The organism is Glutamicibacter arilaitensis, assembly GCF_044793945.1.
GTDB lineage: Bacteria > Actinomycetota > Actinomycetes > Actinomycetales > Micrococcaceae > Glutamicibacter > Glutamicibacter arilaitensis_B.
This window is the reverse complement of the sequence record NZ_CP084994.1, coordinates 965,405-981,117: the sequence shown is the minus strand read 5'-3', so window position 1 is coordinate 981,117 and position 15,713 is coordinate 965,405. Positions and strand designations below refer to the sequence as shown.

The window sequence follows — 15,713 nt, the reverse complement described above, 5'->3', positions numbered from 1 at the left end:
TATTTCGCTCGGCCTAGAAGATTGTGATTGGTTTGAAAATGTCTGCGTATATTAAGAGCCCGCCCATAACCAGCATCGCAGCAACCACCACGTAGGTGAGGGGCAACAACTTGATGGTATCCACCGGTGCGATGTTCTTTTTTCCAAAGATCCTGCCGACGGTTCGCTTCAGCCCCTCGTACAGTGCACCGATGACATGTCCACCGTCCAGTGGCAACAAGGGGATCAGGTTGAAGGCAAATAGTGCGAGGTTCAATCCGCCGGCCAGCGAGAGCAGCGAGGCGATTTTGTCATCAATCGCAAGACCCTCATGGGAGTTGATTTCGCCGGCGATCCGTCCCACCCCAACGATGGAGACTGGACCATTCGGGTCTCGTTCTTCGGTGCCGAAGGCAGCCTGAGCTACATCAACCATGCGCTGCGGCAGGTGCAGAATGACGTTGCCGATGTTCAGAAGCTGATCGCCGACTACGCCAGGAACTTCGGTGACTGGCTGGGAAATGTTCTCGACCTGCGAGCTCATCCCCACGAATCCGACCTGCGCGGTTTCCATAGTGCCGTTCTCGTCGGTCACCGGATAGCCTTCGTCATCCAGCACCGGACGTTCGGTCAGATGCGGGGTCAGCGTGGTGTCATGCATAATGCCACCGCGTTCATATTCCAGGGCGATGCTTTCGCCCGGGTGATCACGAATCACGCCGGTGAGTTCATACCACGCGTCGTGCGACACAGCGGTGCCGTTGACCGAAGTGATGGTGTCCCCCGGTAGCAGACCCGCGGCATAGGCCGGAGCTTCCTTATCCGTGGCGGTGCATTCGGTCGCGTCAGAATTTTCGGCGCTCGCGATGCACTGATAGACCTCGGAGACGGTTGTTGTCGTCGTGGGCACACCGAATCCGGTGATCACCACGCCGATCAGCAAAAAACCGAGCAGCAGGTTAACGAAGGGCCCACCGAGCATAATGATGATGCGCTTGTAGATGGGCAGCTGGTAGAACAGTCTGCCATCATCGCTGGCTTCGACGTTCTCGTTGGCTTGCGACCGGGCATCGTCAACCATCTGCCCGAAGACTTTATCGAAGAAACTTGGTTTCTTTTGCGCCACATTGGCTTTACTGGCCGGGCGGGGCGGGTACATGCCCACCATTGAGATGTAGCCGCCGAGCGGAAGTGCCTTCAGCCCGTACTCGGTCTCGCCACGCTTAAACGAAAAGATCGTTTTGCCGAAACCGATCATGTACTGCGGAACGCGCAGTCCGAATTTCTTGGCCGGCAGCAGGTGACCCACCTCGTGCAGGGCAATGGACAGCGCAATGGCGATGACCATGAATAGTACGCCGCCAAGGAACATTAATACGCTCATGCTTTTTCCTTCAGCAGCGAGATTGCGTAGGCTCGCGCCCACCGATCGGTCTCTAGAACTAGCTCCACAGAAAGTTCGGCGTTCACCGGAGTGTAGTCTTCCAACACTTGTTCAATTGTCTCGACAATATCGGTAAAGCGGATCTTGCCCTCGTGGAAGGCGTCTACCGCAATTTCGTTCACCGCATTATACACGGTCATATGGGTGCCCGAGGCGGCAGCTGCCTGCTTTGCCAACTTCACCGCGGTAAATACCGACTCGTCCAATGGTTCAAAGGTCCATGAGCTGGCGGTGGAAAAATCGCAGGGGCTTGCGGCTCCGGCTACGCGGTGTGGCCAATTGATGCCCAAGGCGATTGCTAACCGCATATCCGGTGGGGAAGCCTGTGCGATGACCGAACCGTCAATGAACTCAACCATTGAATGCACTACTGACTGACGGTGTACCAGCGGTTCGATACGCTCCAGAGGCACATCAAAGAGCAGGTGGGCTTCGATGACTTCCAAGGCCTTGTTGACCATGGTCGCCGAGTTAGTGGTGACCATTCGCCCCATATCCCAGGTTGGGTGAGCCAGCGCCTGGGCTGGGGTGACTTCGCGTAGCTGCTCATAGCTATATCCAAAGAATGGTCCACCGGAGGCGGTGACAATCAGCTTGGAGACTTCCTCTGGGGTGCCCGAGCGCAAGGCTTGGGCCAGGGCAGAGTGTTCGGAGTCCACTGGGGAGATTTGCCCGGGTGCGGCAATTTGCTTCACGACTTGACCGCCAATAATCAGCGATTCTTTATTCGCTAGAGCGAGCAGGTGCCCGGCTTTCAAAGCCGCGATGGTTGGTTCTAACCCAATGGCGCCGGTAATACCGTTGAGCACCACATCAGATTCCGCATAGCCGGCAATCTTCGTGGCAGCTTGCGACCCTACGAGGAGTTCCGGGGAGTAGCCACTCACACCTTTATCCTGGGCCGCCTGCGCGATCGCGGTCGCTAGTTCATCTTTGCTTTCTACCGCCGCGCCCACCATGTCCGGGCGGAAGGCGACTGCCTGTTCGGCGAGGAGGTTCAGATTGTAGCCACCGCTCAGCGCGGCGACGCTAAATTGCTCCGGGGCATTTTTTATGACATCCAGGCCTTGGGTGCCAATGGATCCGGTAGAACCGATCAGCGTAACTCGGCGCGGATGATCCGCAGTTTTAAAAGAAGATTGGATGCTCACCCGTACCATTATGGTCGTATTATCTGTGAGCTCCCAAAGTGCAGATTCACCGGCGCGCTCAAACCAGTCGTACCGGCGAGCGAAGCTGATGATCCGCCGCTCACCGGTAGGACAATTCGAGGTTTAGGCCTTTACAACCCGAGGCTGCGGGCGATCAGCATCAGCTGAACCTGGGTGGTGCCTTCACCGATTTCCAGAATCTTTGAATCACGATAGTGACGGGCCACCAAGGACTCGTTGATGAATCCGTAGCCGCCAAAGATCTGGGTGGCATCTCGGGCGTTATCCATGGCTGCTTCACTGGCGACGAGCTTAGCGTGGGCCGCTTCGATCTTGAAGTCTTTACCGGCGAGCATTTTGGCTGCGGCCGCGTAGTAGGCCAACCGCGAGGTATGTACTCGCGAGGCCATGCGCGCAATCATGAATGAGATTCCCTGATTCTTGCCAATCGCAGCTCCGAAGCTCTGTCGATTCTTCGCGTAAGCTACCGCCTCATCCAAGCAGCCTTGGGCTGCGCCGGTCGCGAGGGCCGCGATGGCGATACGCCCCTCGTCAAGGATCTCCAGGAAGTAGGCGTATCCACGACCACGTTCACCGAGCAAATTCTCCTCTGGGACACGAGCGCCGTTGAAGCTCAGCGGGTGGGTGTCGCTGGCATGCCAGCCGACCTTGTTGTAGGCAGGCTCCGCGACGAATCCTTCGGTACCCGAAGGAACGATAATCGTGGAGATTTCTTTCTTGCCGGTGGACTCATCGACTCCGGTTACGGCGGTGACTGTAACCAACGAGGTGATGTCAGTTCCAGAGTTCGTGATGAATTCCTTGGAACCATCGATAACCCACTGTCCATTTTCGAGCTTAGCTTTGGTTCTCGTGGCCGACGCGTCAGACCCGGCACCGGGCTCGGTCAGGCCGAATCCCGCAAGGTTCTTGCCAGCGGCGAGATCTGGCAACCACCGCTGTTTTTGTTCTTCATTTCCGAAACGGAAGATCGGCATCGCTCCGAGGGAGACGCCCGCTTCCAAGGTAATGGCTACCGATTGGTCGACTCGTCCCAGTTCTTCTAGGGCTAGGGCCAGCGCGAAGTAGTCGCCGCCGGATCCGCCGTATTCTTCGGAGATCGGCAAACCGAATAGGCCCAACTCCCCCATTTGCGCAACTACTTCATATGGGAAGCTATGCTCCGCATCATGCTTGGCGCTGACCGGAGCAACGACTTGTTGGGCGAATTCACGGACGACGTCGACCAGGTCTTGGTACAGTTCGTCGAGTTCGAGATCAATCACGGGCACTCTCTTCTTTCGAGGTTGTCCACACCGGCCTCACGTTTTAACGCAATGACCGGTGCTGGGCCATGTCCGACGCGGACGCTAAATCTTGGAAGCTGACCGTCCGGCGAGTATGGTTAATTTCTATTAACTGTGTTTGTCCAGCTACATTTTGACACTAGTGGCGTACTTCACAGTTGTCCATAGTTGGACGGGGTTTCTAAGGAGTAAATGCGTTGAGCAGATATCAATCGCTCACTGAGCCAACTGATCGCGAGCGCGCCAAGGCCGAACGTCGTGATGCGCTGTTGCGTGAAGCGACACGGCTTTTTGCGTTGCACGGTTACGCTGGCGTTTCCTTGGAAGATCTGGGAGCCGCCTGCGGCATTTCGGGGCCCGCCGTGTATCGGCATTTTGCTGGCAAGCAGGCGCTGCTCATCGCTTTGCTGGTAGATATGTCCAAAGACATCTTCGCTGGCGGTCTCCAGGCCGCAGAAAGTGGAGGTGAACCCTTGGAAGTGCTGTCCCGACTGGTTGATTTCCACACCGATTTCTCCCTCGCGCGACCAGACATCCTTCAGGTTCAGGACCGCGATTTGAAGTCGCTGCCGAAGACCGAACTCGCCTTAGTTCGTAAACTTCAAAATAACTACATAGCTTTATGGACCGAGCAATTGGCCCAAATGCATCCCACCGGAAGCCCACAGTCGCACCGTTTCAGGGCACACGCGGTCTTCGGACTGCTCAACTCCACCGCGCACTCGGCGCACTCACCACGTACTAAGAAATCCGGGTTAAAGCCGTTGCTCTCGAATATGGCACTCGCGGCACTCACATCCCCGGTAGTCTAGAAACTAAGTCCCACTTATTCTGGGCGCGTTCAATCGGGCGCGTACCACCTCACGAAAGAAAGGCCTTTACTGTGCAATTACGTGAAGTCCGCCCTTCCGACTTGGACGCATTCTTTGCTCACCAGCAGGAACCCGAGGCGAACCTGATGGCGGCCTATCAGGCCCGCAACCCTTCGGACCGTGCAGTATTCGATCATCACTGGAGCTCAATCCTCAATGATGAGTCGGTGCTGGTTCGCACGATCGAGCACGAAGGTGAAGTTGCTGGCTCGATTTTGGTCTTTGATGGCACGAAGCCAGAGATCAACTTCTGGACCTCCACCAAGTTCTGGGGCAAGGGAATCACCACCAGCGCCGTTGACGCGTTCCTTGCAGAATTCACTAAGCGTCCGCTGACCGCACATGTAGTGCAGGACAATCTTGGTTCCCTCAAGGTCCTAGAACGTCGCGGCTTCAAGCAGGTAGGCACCGAGCAGATCTTCTCAAACGCCCGCGCCGCGGTTGTCACCGAGATCGTCCTGCAGCTCGACGACTAAAAGTCACTTAGATACAACTGACCGCAGTTCACCCGAAGACGTGTGAACTGCGGTCAGTTGTTTAATGAGGAATGCTCTAGCTACGGCGAACTACTTGGTGGCGTTCAAGGTACGCCACGCCTCGCGGCGCACCGCCTGCTCGATTGGATCCGGGACCGGGGCGGCCGCCAGCAATCTGCGGGTGTAGTCGTGAGCTGGTGCGTGCAGCACCGTCTTCACTCGGCCCTTCTCCACCGATTTGCCGTTTTGCATCACTACCACCGAGTCGGCGAGCATATCGACAACGGCCAAATCATGGCTGACAAATAGGCACGCGAAATTGAAATCTCGCTGCAGATCCTGAAGCATCTCCAACACCAGGGCCTGGACCGAAACGTCCAGTGCGCTGGTCGGCTCGTCGGCAATCAGCAGCTCCGGGTTTAAGGTCAGCGCGCGGGCAATACAGATGCGCTGACGCTGACCGCCGGAAAGCTCGTGCGGGTATCGGTTGATAACATTTCGCGGAAGCTTCACTGCGTCCAGCAATTCCTGCGCACGCTTGATCCGCTCGGCCTTGGTGCCGACTTTATGCACCACCATCGGCTCGGTGATGCAATCGCCGATGGGGAATCGTGGGTTCAGCGAGGCTGCCGGGTCCTGGAAGATCACGCCGATCTGCTTGCGCACCTGGCGAGCCTGGCGCGGAGAGAGCTTGGGCAGATTATGTCCCTTGACCGACAACGTCCCGGAAGCCACCGGCAGCAGGCCGAGCACCGCCTTGGCGATGGTCGATTTACCCGACCCGGATTCGCCTACGATGCCAAGCACTTCGCCCTTGGCGATGTCGAAGCTGACGTCTTCCACCGCCCGGAAGACGGTGCCGCGCATGTCGTATTCCAATATAAGGTCTTTGGCTTCCAAGACCAGCTCTCGGCCGGCTTCCGCGGTCTCTTCGCTATGCGTTGAACGCTCGTCGATAATCACCGGGGAAAGCCGCGGCACCGAGGAGAGCAGACGCTGGGTATATTCGTGCTGCGGGTGCAGCAGTACCTGTTGCACGTCGCCGGTTTCCACCAGATTTCCTTGGAACATCACCGCTACCTGATCGGCCATATCCGCCACGACACCCATATTGTGGGTGATCAGCAAAATGCCTGTGTTTAGTCGATCCTTGAGTTCGCGGAGCAGGTCAAGGATTTCGGCCTGCACCGTCACGTCCAGCGCGGTGGTTGGCTCATCGGCAATGATCACCTTCGGATCGCAGGAGATCGCCATGGCGATCACGATTCGCTGACGCTGACCTCCGGAGAACTGGTGCGGATATTGCTTGATGCGCTTGGCTGGATCCGGGATGCCAACCATGGTCAGCAGCTCGATGGCACGGTCGGTGGCTTCCTTGCCGTAGGCTACGTCGTGCAGTTCCAGCGCTTCGGTGAGCTGGCGCTCGATGCTGAGCACCGGGTTCAGCGCGGTCATAGGCTCCTGGAACACCATGGCGATGTCCGTGGCGCGCATCTTGCGCATCTTGCCCTCATCCAGGCCCACCACGTTCACGTTGCCGACCTTGGCTATGCCAGTGACGTTGGCGTTCTCCGGCAACAATCCCATTGCGGCGGTGGAGGTCACCGACTTGCCGGAACCAGATTCACCGACCAGCGCCACCACTTCGCCCGGGCGCACGGCCAGGGATAGCCCCTTGACCGCATGGACGTCGGGGCCGGCGGTTTCGAAAGTGACCTTCAGGTCGTTGAAGCTCAGTGCATAATTTTCTGTTGCTTCGGTGCTCATGGCTTCTCCTTGCGGGTTGGCAGGGCAAAGAGCCCTGCCCGACGGCGGCGGCGCTTGCCGGTGTGGCGTGGGTCGAAGGCGTCGCGTAGGCCATCGCCGAGGAAATTCACGCTCAATGCGATGGTGACGATGATCATGCCCGGCCACCAGAACAGCCATGGACGGGAGGTAAACGCATTCTGGTACTGGCTGATCAGCAGACCCAGCGAGGATTCCGGCGGCTGCACGCCGAAGCCCAGATAGGACAGCGAAGACTCAAGCAGGATTGCGCCGGCGATGGCGAAGGTCGCGTTGACCACGATCACCCCGATGGTGTTGGGCAATAGGTGCTTAAAGATCACTCGCGAGGTTTTCGAGCCCATGGCCTGGGCCGCCGCCACGTATTCGCGTTCGCGCAAGCTGAGGATTTCGCCGCGGACCAGTCGGGCCAGACCGGTCCAGGTCACCAGGCCCAGGACGAAAGCCAGGGTGATGATCGAGCCGGAGGTCGCACCGGCAATCTGGCCAAGTACGGCGGCCAGAACCAGCAGCGGAATGACGATGAACAGGTCGGTGATGCGCATCAGTACCTCATCGACCCAGCCACGGTAGTATCCTGCAACCGCACCGATCACTGCGCCGAGGAAGGTTGAAACCAAACCGACCACCACACCGATGATGATCGACTTCTGCGTGCCGGTCATGACCAAGGCAAAGTAGTCCTTGCCGATGGAGTCTTGGCCGAAGGGGTTCTCCCCCCAGCGGATGCCTTCGCCGCCCAGCCAGGTTGGCACCAGGCTCAAGGTTGGCTTGCCTCCGTTGACCACGCTTCCGGCATCAAGGTAGGACTTGTCCCACCAGCCCGGGAAAACTCCCCACCCCACCGAGCTGAAGGCCATCACGGTGATGAAGACCAAGATGATGCTCGATGTCATGGCGAGCTTGTGCTTCAGGAAACGCCCGACGACGATGCGCCCTTGGCTCTTTGAATCTTCGGCCTGGCGGGCAAGCTTCGCATCCTCCAGGTCGGCAATGGAGGTGATGTTCTGTGGCAGTTTGTCGTTGGTGTTACTCATCGCTTGTCCTTAATGTCCCAGACACTATTGGTGTGAATTGTCATGGCCGCCTAGACGCGAATGCGTGGGTCGAGCATGGCGTAGACAATGTCTGCCATCAGGTTGAAGAGAATTGCCGCGGTACCAGTGACCAGGAAGAAGGCCATTACCGGGTTGGCGTCCACGCGATCAAGACCTGTGGCGAACATTTCGCCCATGCCCTTCCAGCCGAACACCCGCTCGGTAATCACCGCGCCACCGATCAGACCGGCGAAGTCGAAGGCCGCGATGGTAGCGATGGGAATCATGGCATTGCGGAAAGCGTGGCGGAAAATCACCGTGCGCTCGCTCAAACCCTTGGAACGGGCGGTACGGATGTAGTCTTGCTGCTGAACTTCGAGCATCGAGGAACGGGTGTACCGCGAGTAGCTTGCCAAGGAGATAATTGCCAGCAGAATGGTGGGCAGCAGCAGCTGGGTGGCGTTATCCAGGAAGTGGTCCCAGTAGCCGCCCTCGAAGTTCGCAGTGGAGGAACCGATGGTGGAGATTGGGCGTCCCTTGTTGTCCAGGAAGCCTGGCCATGCGCGGAACAGATGATCGATCACGGTCAGCGCGGCACCGACAAAGCCAGTTATCATCGCGACGTTGGCGGCGACCTTGCGCAGCCGTCCGCCCATGAAGCGTCCAAGCAGGGCAGGCAACGCCACCGCGAGGATCAATCCGCCCAGCAGGATCCAGGTATTCGGTTCGGCCATCAGGTAGAAGGTCGCGTAGTAGGCGATCAGCACGAGCACCACGGTGAGCAATGCGGGGTAAAGTACCCGCTTTTCCTTGAGTCCGGTGCTCATCGCGGTGGCCGAGAGGGCTACCAGTGCGGTGAGGACCACAATGAATGCGGGTCCCATTTGCGGGAAGCGGTAGAAGTTCAACCACAGCGAGTATTGCAGGGCCAATGGCACGAATACAGCGGCCACCGCGAAGGTCAGCGCGCGGCGCTTGAGTGAACCGGCGAGGAACATCTGCAAGATGAGACCAAAGACCACGCCAATAAGTATTGAAGTCCCCAAGGAGATATCCGGGGATGCTATCCAGTCGTTGAATCCGATAGCGAGGTATTCCTTGAGCAGCACAGCTGCCCAGAATACTGGCAGGGAGAAGAAGAGGAAGGTCAGGAAGGTGACTATGTAATCAAGTCCCGAATATTGGCGCACCGCGGTGAGCACACCGATGGCGATACCCAGGATCGCGGCGATCAGGGTGGCGATTAGCACCAGCCGCAGGGTCGAGGCTGCGGCGTTAGCCAGCAATCCGGAGACTTCCACACCGTTAATATTTCGTCCCAGGTCGCATTGGCCGACAAAGCACTTTGAAACTCCAGTCAGCCAGTCCCAGTAGCGCAGGTACCAGGGCAGATCCAGCTCCATGTAATCGATGCGCTGGGCCATCAGAAACTCGCGATTATCGGCGTTGCTTTCGCGCAGATCCTTGAGCGGATCACCGGAGTTGATGACGAGGATATACAGCAGCAGCGAGGCTGCGAACAGCACTCCGAGGGCTGATCCAAGTCGCTTGGCGATGAATTTCAACACGGCGTCTATGTCCTACTTTCGTTTCTCACCGAACGATTCTTGTCGCTGAGGGTAGTAGCGAATTCAAATCGTTGTGGGGCTGTGGTGGACACACTGCGGGGCCCGACGATCCATCGGGCCCCGCAGTCGTTCACTCACGGTGTCTGAGCTCAGTGCCTAGTGGCAGTTACTCTGCACGTACCCACTGCTTTGCGTTCCAGACAATCTGGTCCTGGGTCGCGGTGTGGCGGACATTCTGAATATCTGAGCCCGAGGCGCTCAGGCCTGGGTGGGCAAAGACTGGGATGCCATAAAGGTCATCCCACAAGAGCTTCTCGATCTTCTTGATCTGCTCCTGGTGTACGGCCGGATCCAGCGAGGTTGCCAGGGTCTCCCATTCGGCGTCTACCTGCTCGTTGGAGTACTTGCCGTAGTTCTGCGGCTTGTCGGTAGCGTAGATGTTCTGACCGGAGGAAATCTGGCCCGAACCTGCCCAAGCGAACAGTGCTACGTCGTAGTCGCCGCGTTCCTGTGTTCCGCCCGGTGCGAAGAACTTGGGATCTCCGGCATCTTCAATCTTGAAGCCAGCTTCGTCGCAGGAGGACTTGATGGCTGCAACTTCGTTGGTACGGCGTTCGTTCGGAGCCGAGTAGCCGATGCGCACCTCGGCGCCCACAGCGTCCTCGGCTTCGAGGATCTTTTTCGCGCCTTCGATGTCGACCTGATCGTAGCGTCCGTCATAGGATGCGGCAACGACGTCTTCATAGTTGTCCTGGAACGGGAAGACCTCGCGGGAGTTCATCACGATTGCCTCTGGGTTCAGCGGCTTAACCAGGTTGTCAACGATGTTCTGACGTGGAACACACATGGCGAACGCCTTGCGCAGCTCCAGGTTCTTGAACTTGTTATCGCCCTTGAAGTTGAAGTCCAGGTGCTCCCAAGTCAGGGTGTCGCCCTGCTGGATGTTGACCGCGTCGCCCAAAGCCTGAAGCTGGGACAAGGTATCAACCGTTGGCTGCGGGTTGATGACGTCGATGTCCTTGTTCTGCAGAGCCTGGACCATGGCGGCGTCTTCAACGAAGCGGAAGTTCAGTTCCTTGGTTGACGGTGCAGTTCCGTAGTATTCCTCATTGGCGACCAAGGTGACCGATTCGCCGGCCTTCCAAGAGCCGAGCTTGTACGGTCCGGAAACTGGGACAAGCGCTTCGTCAGGGAGCGTGCCTGGGTTGGTAACCCAGCCTTCGTTCCAGAACTTGGCCGCTTCCTTCAGCTTGTCGGATTCACCGGCGAGGATGGCGTTTGCCAGCTCCTCGGTGCTCATGCCGGCCTCCTTGGCCACTACGTGAGCTGGCTGCAGCATCCAGGACTGCAAGGCCCAGTCGGGATCCGGGGATTCGAACTCTACGGTGAATTCTTTGCCAGCAACGTCGCCCTGCGGACCCTTCGGCACGGTGTCGCCCAGGTCAACGGAGACAGAGTTGAACAATGGCTTGGTCTTGTCTCCACCGTCGTTCAGATTCAGGTTCTGCACGCCCCAGGCGAGGACAGAGTCGGCGACGGTGATTGGCGTTCCGTCGGACCACTTGGCGTTCTCGTTGATGGTGTACTTGATCGTCAGCGGGTCGTCGCTGATCTTCTCGTAGGATCCCAGATCTTCATTCGGGTACAGGGTTCCATCGGTACCGAAGTATGAGAAGCCGGCAAACATCCGGTCGACGATGGCGGAGTTGTAGGTCGAGTAGGTGTTCGGTGTGAAACCGTTGTAGCTGATGAACTCCGGCGCACCGACCGAGACGGCAATGCTGCCATCTTTGGTGGTGACTTCGCCGAGGTCTGCGAGACCGCTATTGGTAACTTCGGCCGAGCCGTTGCCACCTTCGGCACCTGATTCGGAAGCCTGTGGGTCATTGCCGCCGCCTGGTGCACATGCGGACAGCGCTAGAGCCATCGCGGCACCTACTACTACTGCCTTCGAAACACGTTGGAATCGCATTCCGCCTCCTTGAGAATTTGAACGATACGAGTTCTGAACCATGAAGTTCAGTGTGGAACACATCACATGATGTAACCATTGAGCAATAGACTAACCGGATTTTGCCATCTTGGATATAGAAAGATGCGTTTCACATCTCCCGAGCCGGGCCGTGAAACAATCTGGTCACAATCGCCTTGTTACCGATCAGTTTAGAGATCCGGCTCACATCCCCGAGATTTCAAGGATTTCTTTCACATTGGGTTTTTTCAATCAGATGACCCGCGTCAGAGTGGCGCTCGACCAATTCGTTTATAACGATCTTGCAACATTTATTTCACATCTCTCAAAACTGAAACATTTCTTGAATAAGTCATTTTTAACGAACTCAGGGCAGCGACTTCAATACGAAGTCGCTGCCCTGAGTTGGACGGTGATGAACCGTTAAAATCGCTTAGATCAGGCTTGCACCGGGGATCGCCGCCAACAGGTTACGGGTGTAATCGCTCTTCGCATTCTCGAAGATTTCATCAACCGTTCCCTGCTCAACTACCAACCCATGTTCCATCACGCATACGTTGTCTGCAATCTCGCGCACTACAGCCAGGTCATGGGTAATGAACAAGTAGGTGAGCCCCATCTCGCGCTGCAGTTCGTCCAGCAGCTCCAGCACCTGAGCCTGGACCAACACATCCAATGCCGAGACGGCCTCGTCACAGACAATCATTTCAGGCTGCAGAGCCAACGCACGTGCAATCGCAATACGCTGCCGCTGACCGCCGGAAAGCTCATTCGGGAAGCGGTGCATGGTTGAGGCCGGCATGGATACCTGATCCAGCAGTTCTCTAACTTTCTTCTGCCGCGAGGCCGGATTCCCAATACCGTGGATGCGCAATGGCTCCTCGATGGTGCGGTAGATCGAGTACATCGGGTCCAAAGAACCGTAGGGGTCTTGGAAGATCGGCTGAACACGGCGGCGGTACTTGAACAGTTCCCGCTCGCTGAGCTTGCCGATGGCCTGGCCGTCGAAGACGATGTCCCCGGAGGTCGCATCCAGCAAGTTGAGCACCATCTGCGCGATGGTTGACTTACCCGAACCGGATTCACCCACCACCGCGGTGGTGGTGCCCTTCGGGATCTCGAAGGAGACATTGTCCACCGCGGTGAACTTTTCCTTGCGTCCCAAGCCCTTGCGGATGTCGAACACTTTGGTCAGGTTCGAAATCTTCAGCAGCGGCTCACTCTTCTCAACCACCGCTGCGTCCACGGCAAGTTCGTGCTTGTCTCCACGCTGGGCGGCCAGCGAGGGCGCCGAATTGATCAGTCGCTTGGTGTACGGGTGCTGCGGATTGCGCAGCAATTCCAGAGCCGGGCCGGACTCGACGACCTGCCCCTTGTACATCACAATGACCTTCTCGGCACGCTCGGCGGCCAGACCCAGATCGTGGGTGATCAGCAAGACCGCTGTGCCCAGTTCGCTGGTCATGGTGTCCAGGTGATCCAAGATCTGCTGCTGTACGGTGACGTCCAGTGCGCTGGTTGGCTCATCGGCAATGAGCAACCGTGGACGGCAGGCCAGACCGATGGCGATCAATGCACGCTGTCGCATACCGCCGGAGAACTCGTGCGGGTACTGATTCGCCCGGGTTTCTGCATCCGGAAGGCCTGCATCTGCCAATACCTGGGCAACTCGCTGCTTCGGATTGCTCCCCGCCAACCCGTTGGCCTTCAAGGTTTCCTTGACCTGGAAACCAATCTTCCAGACCGGGTTCAGATTGCTCATCGGGTCCTGCGGGACCATGCCGATGTGGTTACCGCGCAGCTCGACGAAACGCTTTTCGCTGGCCTTGGAGATATCTTCACCGTCAAAGAGAATCTGACCGGAAGAAACCTGGCCGTTGCCCGGCAGCAGGCCAATGGCGGCCAAGGCGGTAGTGGACTTGCCCGATCCGGACTCGCCAACGATTGCCACGGTCTCCCCCGGCATCACCGTCAGGTTTGCGTTGCGCACCGCGTTGACCGGGCCATCAGGAGTACTGAAGGTAATGGCCAGATTTTTGATTTCCAGCAGGGGCTTAGGTTCTGAATTCTGCACCACAGTTAGTTCCCCTTTCGAGACTTAGGATCCAGTGCATCACGCACTGCATCGCCGAGCATGATGAAGCTCAAGACGGTGACGGACAAGAACAGTGCTGGCCACATCAGCATCATTGGGTTATTGCGCAATTGCGACTGGGCTGCGGAAATATCGTTACCCCAGCTCATCACGTCGAATGGCAACCCCAAGCCAAGGAAGGACAGCGTCGCTTCGGCGACAATATACACACCAAGGTTCACGGTAGCGACCACGATCACCGGTGCCATGGCATTGGGGATCACGTGCTTGAGCAATGATTTGCCGCGCGAAAGCCCCAAGGCACGAGAAGCCTTGACGAAGTCTGCGTTGCGCGCTTCGAGTACCGCACCGCGGGTAATACGGGCCACCTGAGGCCAACCGAATATGGACAGCGTGATAATCACTGTCCACACGCTCCGATTGTCGCGGAAAGCTGGAAGCTGCATCACGATGATGGCACCGAGCACCATTGGCAGTGCAAAGAAAATGTCACCCAGGCGGGCAAGGATCATGTCCAACCAGCCACCATAGAATCCTGCGAGGGCACCGATGGTGCCACCGATCAAGACCACTAGGATCGTAGTGAAGATGCCGACCATCAGCGACGCTCTCGTTCCATGGATGGCGCGTGAATACACGTCGCAACCTTGGAAGTTATAACCCATCGGGTGGCCCGGGCTTGCGCCTTCATTGGAGAATTGCAGGTCGCAGAAGGTCGGGTCAGCTGCTGAGAAGAGATTAGGGATCGCGGCAATGATGATCACCAAGACAATCAAAAAGGCCGAGATAATAAACAGCGGACGCTTGCGCAGCGCACGCCAGGCCTCGCCCCACATTGACAATGGCTTGCCAGTTTCTTTGACCGCGTCGACGCCTTGCAACGGCGTCTCATCTAATGGTGCGACAAAGTGCGGAATGGTGTACTTGGAAATTTTTCCGGCACGGTTCTTGCTGATAGGCAATCCGGCCTCAGGATTATGATTCTGGTTCTCAGGCATAACGGATCCTTGGGTCAAGCAGTGCGTAAAGCATGTCTACGATGAGGTTGGCGAGCACGAAGACGATCACAAGCACACCGACCACCGCGACCACCGTTGGGGTTTCGCCCTTCAGGATGGCACGGTAGAGCAGGTTGCCAACTCCGGGGACGTTGAAGATTCCCTCGGTGACGATCGCACCGCCCATAAGCGAACCCAGGTCTGCGCCCAGAAAGGTCACGACCGGAATCAGCGAGTTGCGCAGGATGTGCACGTTGATTACACGTCCGCGGCTCAGCCCCTTGGCCGTTGCGGTGCGCACATAGTCCGCCTGCTTGTTCTCGATAATCGAGGTACGAGTCAGACGCAAGACATAGGCGAAAGAGACAAGGCCAAGCACCACCGCGGGAAGAATAAGTTCACTCCAGGTGGCTCCGCCGGAAACGGTTGGCTTAGCCCATTCGAGCTTAACGCCGACAACATACTGAAGTACAAAGCCGAGCACGAAGGTAGGAACCGCGATGACGATCAGCGAGAGGACCAGCACGGTGGAGTCAAAGGCCTTGCCTTTGCGCATGCCGGCAATGACGCCGAAGAAGATGCCGAAGACGGCTTCGATGGCCAGCGCCATCACCGCCAGACGGGCGGTGACAGGGAATGCGCGCGCCAACAGGTCACGCACTTCCTGTCCGGAGAAGGACATACCCAGATCCAGAGTGACCAAGTTCTTCAGGTACAAGCCGTACTGAATCCAGAATGGCTGGTCGAGGTTGTACTGGGCTCGCAATGCCGATTCAACAGCTGGGGTCATAGGCTTGCCACCGGAAAGTGCGGCAATCGGATCTCCGGGGGTCGCGAAGACCAAGAAGTATACGAGTAGCGTAGCTCCGATAAACACCGGGATCAGCTGCAGGAATCGCTTGAGCGTGAAACTTAGCATGAGCGCGTCTCACCTCGAGACGCCGCAAGGCACTGGGCCATTTTATTTCCTCTTTCCGTCGGTGAAAACCAGACGTTCAGATAGAGAGCGAACTGACACGCCAAAGGGAG

At 57.5% G+C, this 15,713-nt stretch carries 12 protein-coding genes; 2 read left to right on the top strand and 10 right to left on the bottom strand.

Annotation, left to right across the window (positions count from 1 at the left end):
* Window positions 1-13: 13 nt before the first annotated feature.
* The 3 genes from LG294_RS04580 to LG294_RS04570 form a co-directional block, all read right to left on the bottom strand.
* Window positions 14-1,363, bottom strand: coding sequence for a M50 family metallopeptidase (locus LG294_RS04580; protein ID WP_404289945.1), 1,350 nt, complete (start codon window positions 1,361-1,363; stop codon window positions 14-16).
* Window positions 1,360-2,583, bottom strand: coding sequence for a 1-deoxy-D-xylulose-5-phosphate reductoisomerase (gene dxr, locus LG294_RS04575; RefSeq protein ID WP_404289943.1), 1,224 nt, complete (start codon window positions 2,581-2,583; stop codon window positions 1,360-1,362). The genes LG294_RS04580 and dxr overlap by 4 nt, the downstream gene beginning before the upstream one ends.
* 122 nt (window positions 2,584-2,705) lie before the next feature.
* The gene (locus tag LG294_RS04570; RefSeq protein WP_404289941.1) at window positions 2,706-3,860 is read right to left on the bottom strand and encodes an acyl-CoA dehydrogenase family protein; all 1,155 of its coding nucleotides are present in this window, start codon (window positions 3,858-3,860) and stop codon (window positions 2,706-2,708) included.
* A gap of 218 nt (window positions 3,861-4,078) precedes the next feature.
* Here LG294_RS04570 and LG294_RS04565 point away from each other — a divergent pair, with 218 nt between their 5' ends.
* Window positions 4,079-4,693: a TetR/AcrR family transcriptional regulator gene (locus LG294_RS04565; protein ID WP_404289939.1), complete on the top strand. Its 615-nt coding sequence runs from the start codon at window positions 4,079-4,081 to the stop codon at window positions 4,691-4,693.
* 71 nt (window positions 4,694-4,764) lie between these two features.
* A complete protein-coding gene (locus LG294_RS04560; RefSeq protein ID WP_404289937.1) occupies window positions 4,765-5,229 on the top strand; it encodes a GNAT family N-acetyltransferase in 465 nt (154 codons plus the stop codon).
* A gap of 90 nt (window positions 5,230-5,319) precedes the next feature.
* On the opposite strand, the gene LG294_RS04555 is transcribed toward LG294_RS04560, so the two are convergent.
* The 7 genes from LG294_RS04555 to LG294_RS04525 all read right to left on the bottom strand — a co-directional run bounded on the left by LG294_RS04555 (window position 5,320) and on the right by LG294_RS04525 (window position 15,603).
* A complete protein-coding gene (locus LG294_RS04555) occupies window positions 5,320-6,996 on the bottom strand; it encodes an ABC transporter ATP-binding protein (RefSeq protein WP_404289935.1) in 1,677 nt (558 codons plus the stop codon).
* Entirely contained in the window at window positions 6,993-8,051 is a 1,059-nt protein-coding gene (locus tag LG294_RS04550; protein WP_404289933.1) for an ABC transporter permease, read from the bottom strand. Before LG294_RS04550 ends, LG294_RS04555 begins: the two co-directional genes overlap by 4 nt.
* A 50-nt stretch (window positions 8,052-8,101) precedes the next feature.
* Window positions 8,102-9,619, bottom strand: a complete 1,518-nt coding sequence (locus LG294_RS04545) for an ABC transporter permease (RefSeq protein ID WP_404289931.1) — start codon at window positions 9,617-9,619, stop codon at window positions 8,102-8,104.
* A 166-nt stretch (window positions 9,620-9,785) separates the two neighbouring features.
* Window positions 9,786-11,591 (bottom strand): ABC transporter family substrate-binding protein, encoded by a 1,806-nt coding sequence (locus LG294_RS04540; RefSeq protein ID WP_404289929.1) that lies wholly within the window; start codon window positions 11,589-11,591, stop codon window positions 9,786-9,788.
* A 433-nt stretch (window positions 11,592-12,024) separates the two neighbouring features.
* A complete protein-coding gene (locus tag LG294_RS04535) occupies window positions 12,025-13,668 on the bottom strand; it encodes an ABC transporter ATP-binding protein (protein WP_404289927.1) in 1,644 nt (547 codons plus the stop codon).
* 2 nt (window positions 13,669-13,670) lie between these two features.
* Window positions 13,671-14,684 carry an ABC transporter permease gene (locus LG294_RS04530; protein WP_404289925.1) on the bottom strand — a complete coding sequence of 338 codons (1,014 nt, stop codon included), beginning with the start codon at window positions 14,682-14,684 and terminating at the stop codon, window positions 13,671-13,673.
* Window positions 14,677-15,603: an ABC transporter permease gene (locus LG294_RS04525; protein ID WP_404289923.1), complete on the bottom strand. Its 927-nt coding sequence runs from the start codon at window positions 15,601-15,603 to the stop codon at window positions 14,677-14,679. Before LG294_RS04525 ends, LG294_RS04530 begins: the two co-directional genes overlap by 8 nt.
* Window positions 15,604-15,713 lie beyond the last annotated feature (110 nt).

Coding starts and splice junctions, on each gene's coding strand:
- LG294_RS04580 (WP_404289945.1), bottom strand. CDS start 1,363: ATGAGCGTATTAATGTTCCTTGGCGGCGTACTATTCATGGTCATCGCC.
- dxr (WP_404289943.1), bottom strand. CDS start 2,583: ATGGTACGGGTGAGCATCCAATCTTCTTTTAAAACTGCGGATCATCCG.
- LG294_RS04555 (WP_404289935.1), bottom strand. CDS start 6,996: ATGAGCACCGAAGCAACAGAAAATTATGCACTGAGCTTCAACGACCTG.
- LG294_RS04550 (WP_404289933.1), bottom strand. CDS start 8,051: ATGAGTAACACCAACGACAAACTGCCACAGAACATCACCTCCATTGCC.
- LG294_RS04540 (WP_404289929.1), bottom strand. CDS start 11,591: ATGCGATTCCAACGTGTTTCGAAGGCAGTAGTAGTAGGTGCCGCGATG.
- LG294_RS04530 (WP_404289925.1), bottom strand. CDS start 14,684: ATGCCTGAGAACCAGAATCATAATCCTGAGGCCGGATTGCCTATCAGC.
- LG294_RS04525 (WP_404289923.1), bottom strand. CDS start 15,603: ATGCTAAGTTTCACGCTCAAGCGATTCCTGCAGCTGATCCCGGTGTTT.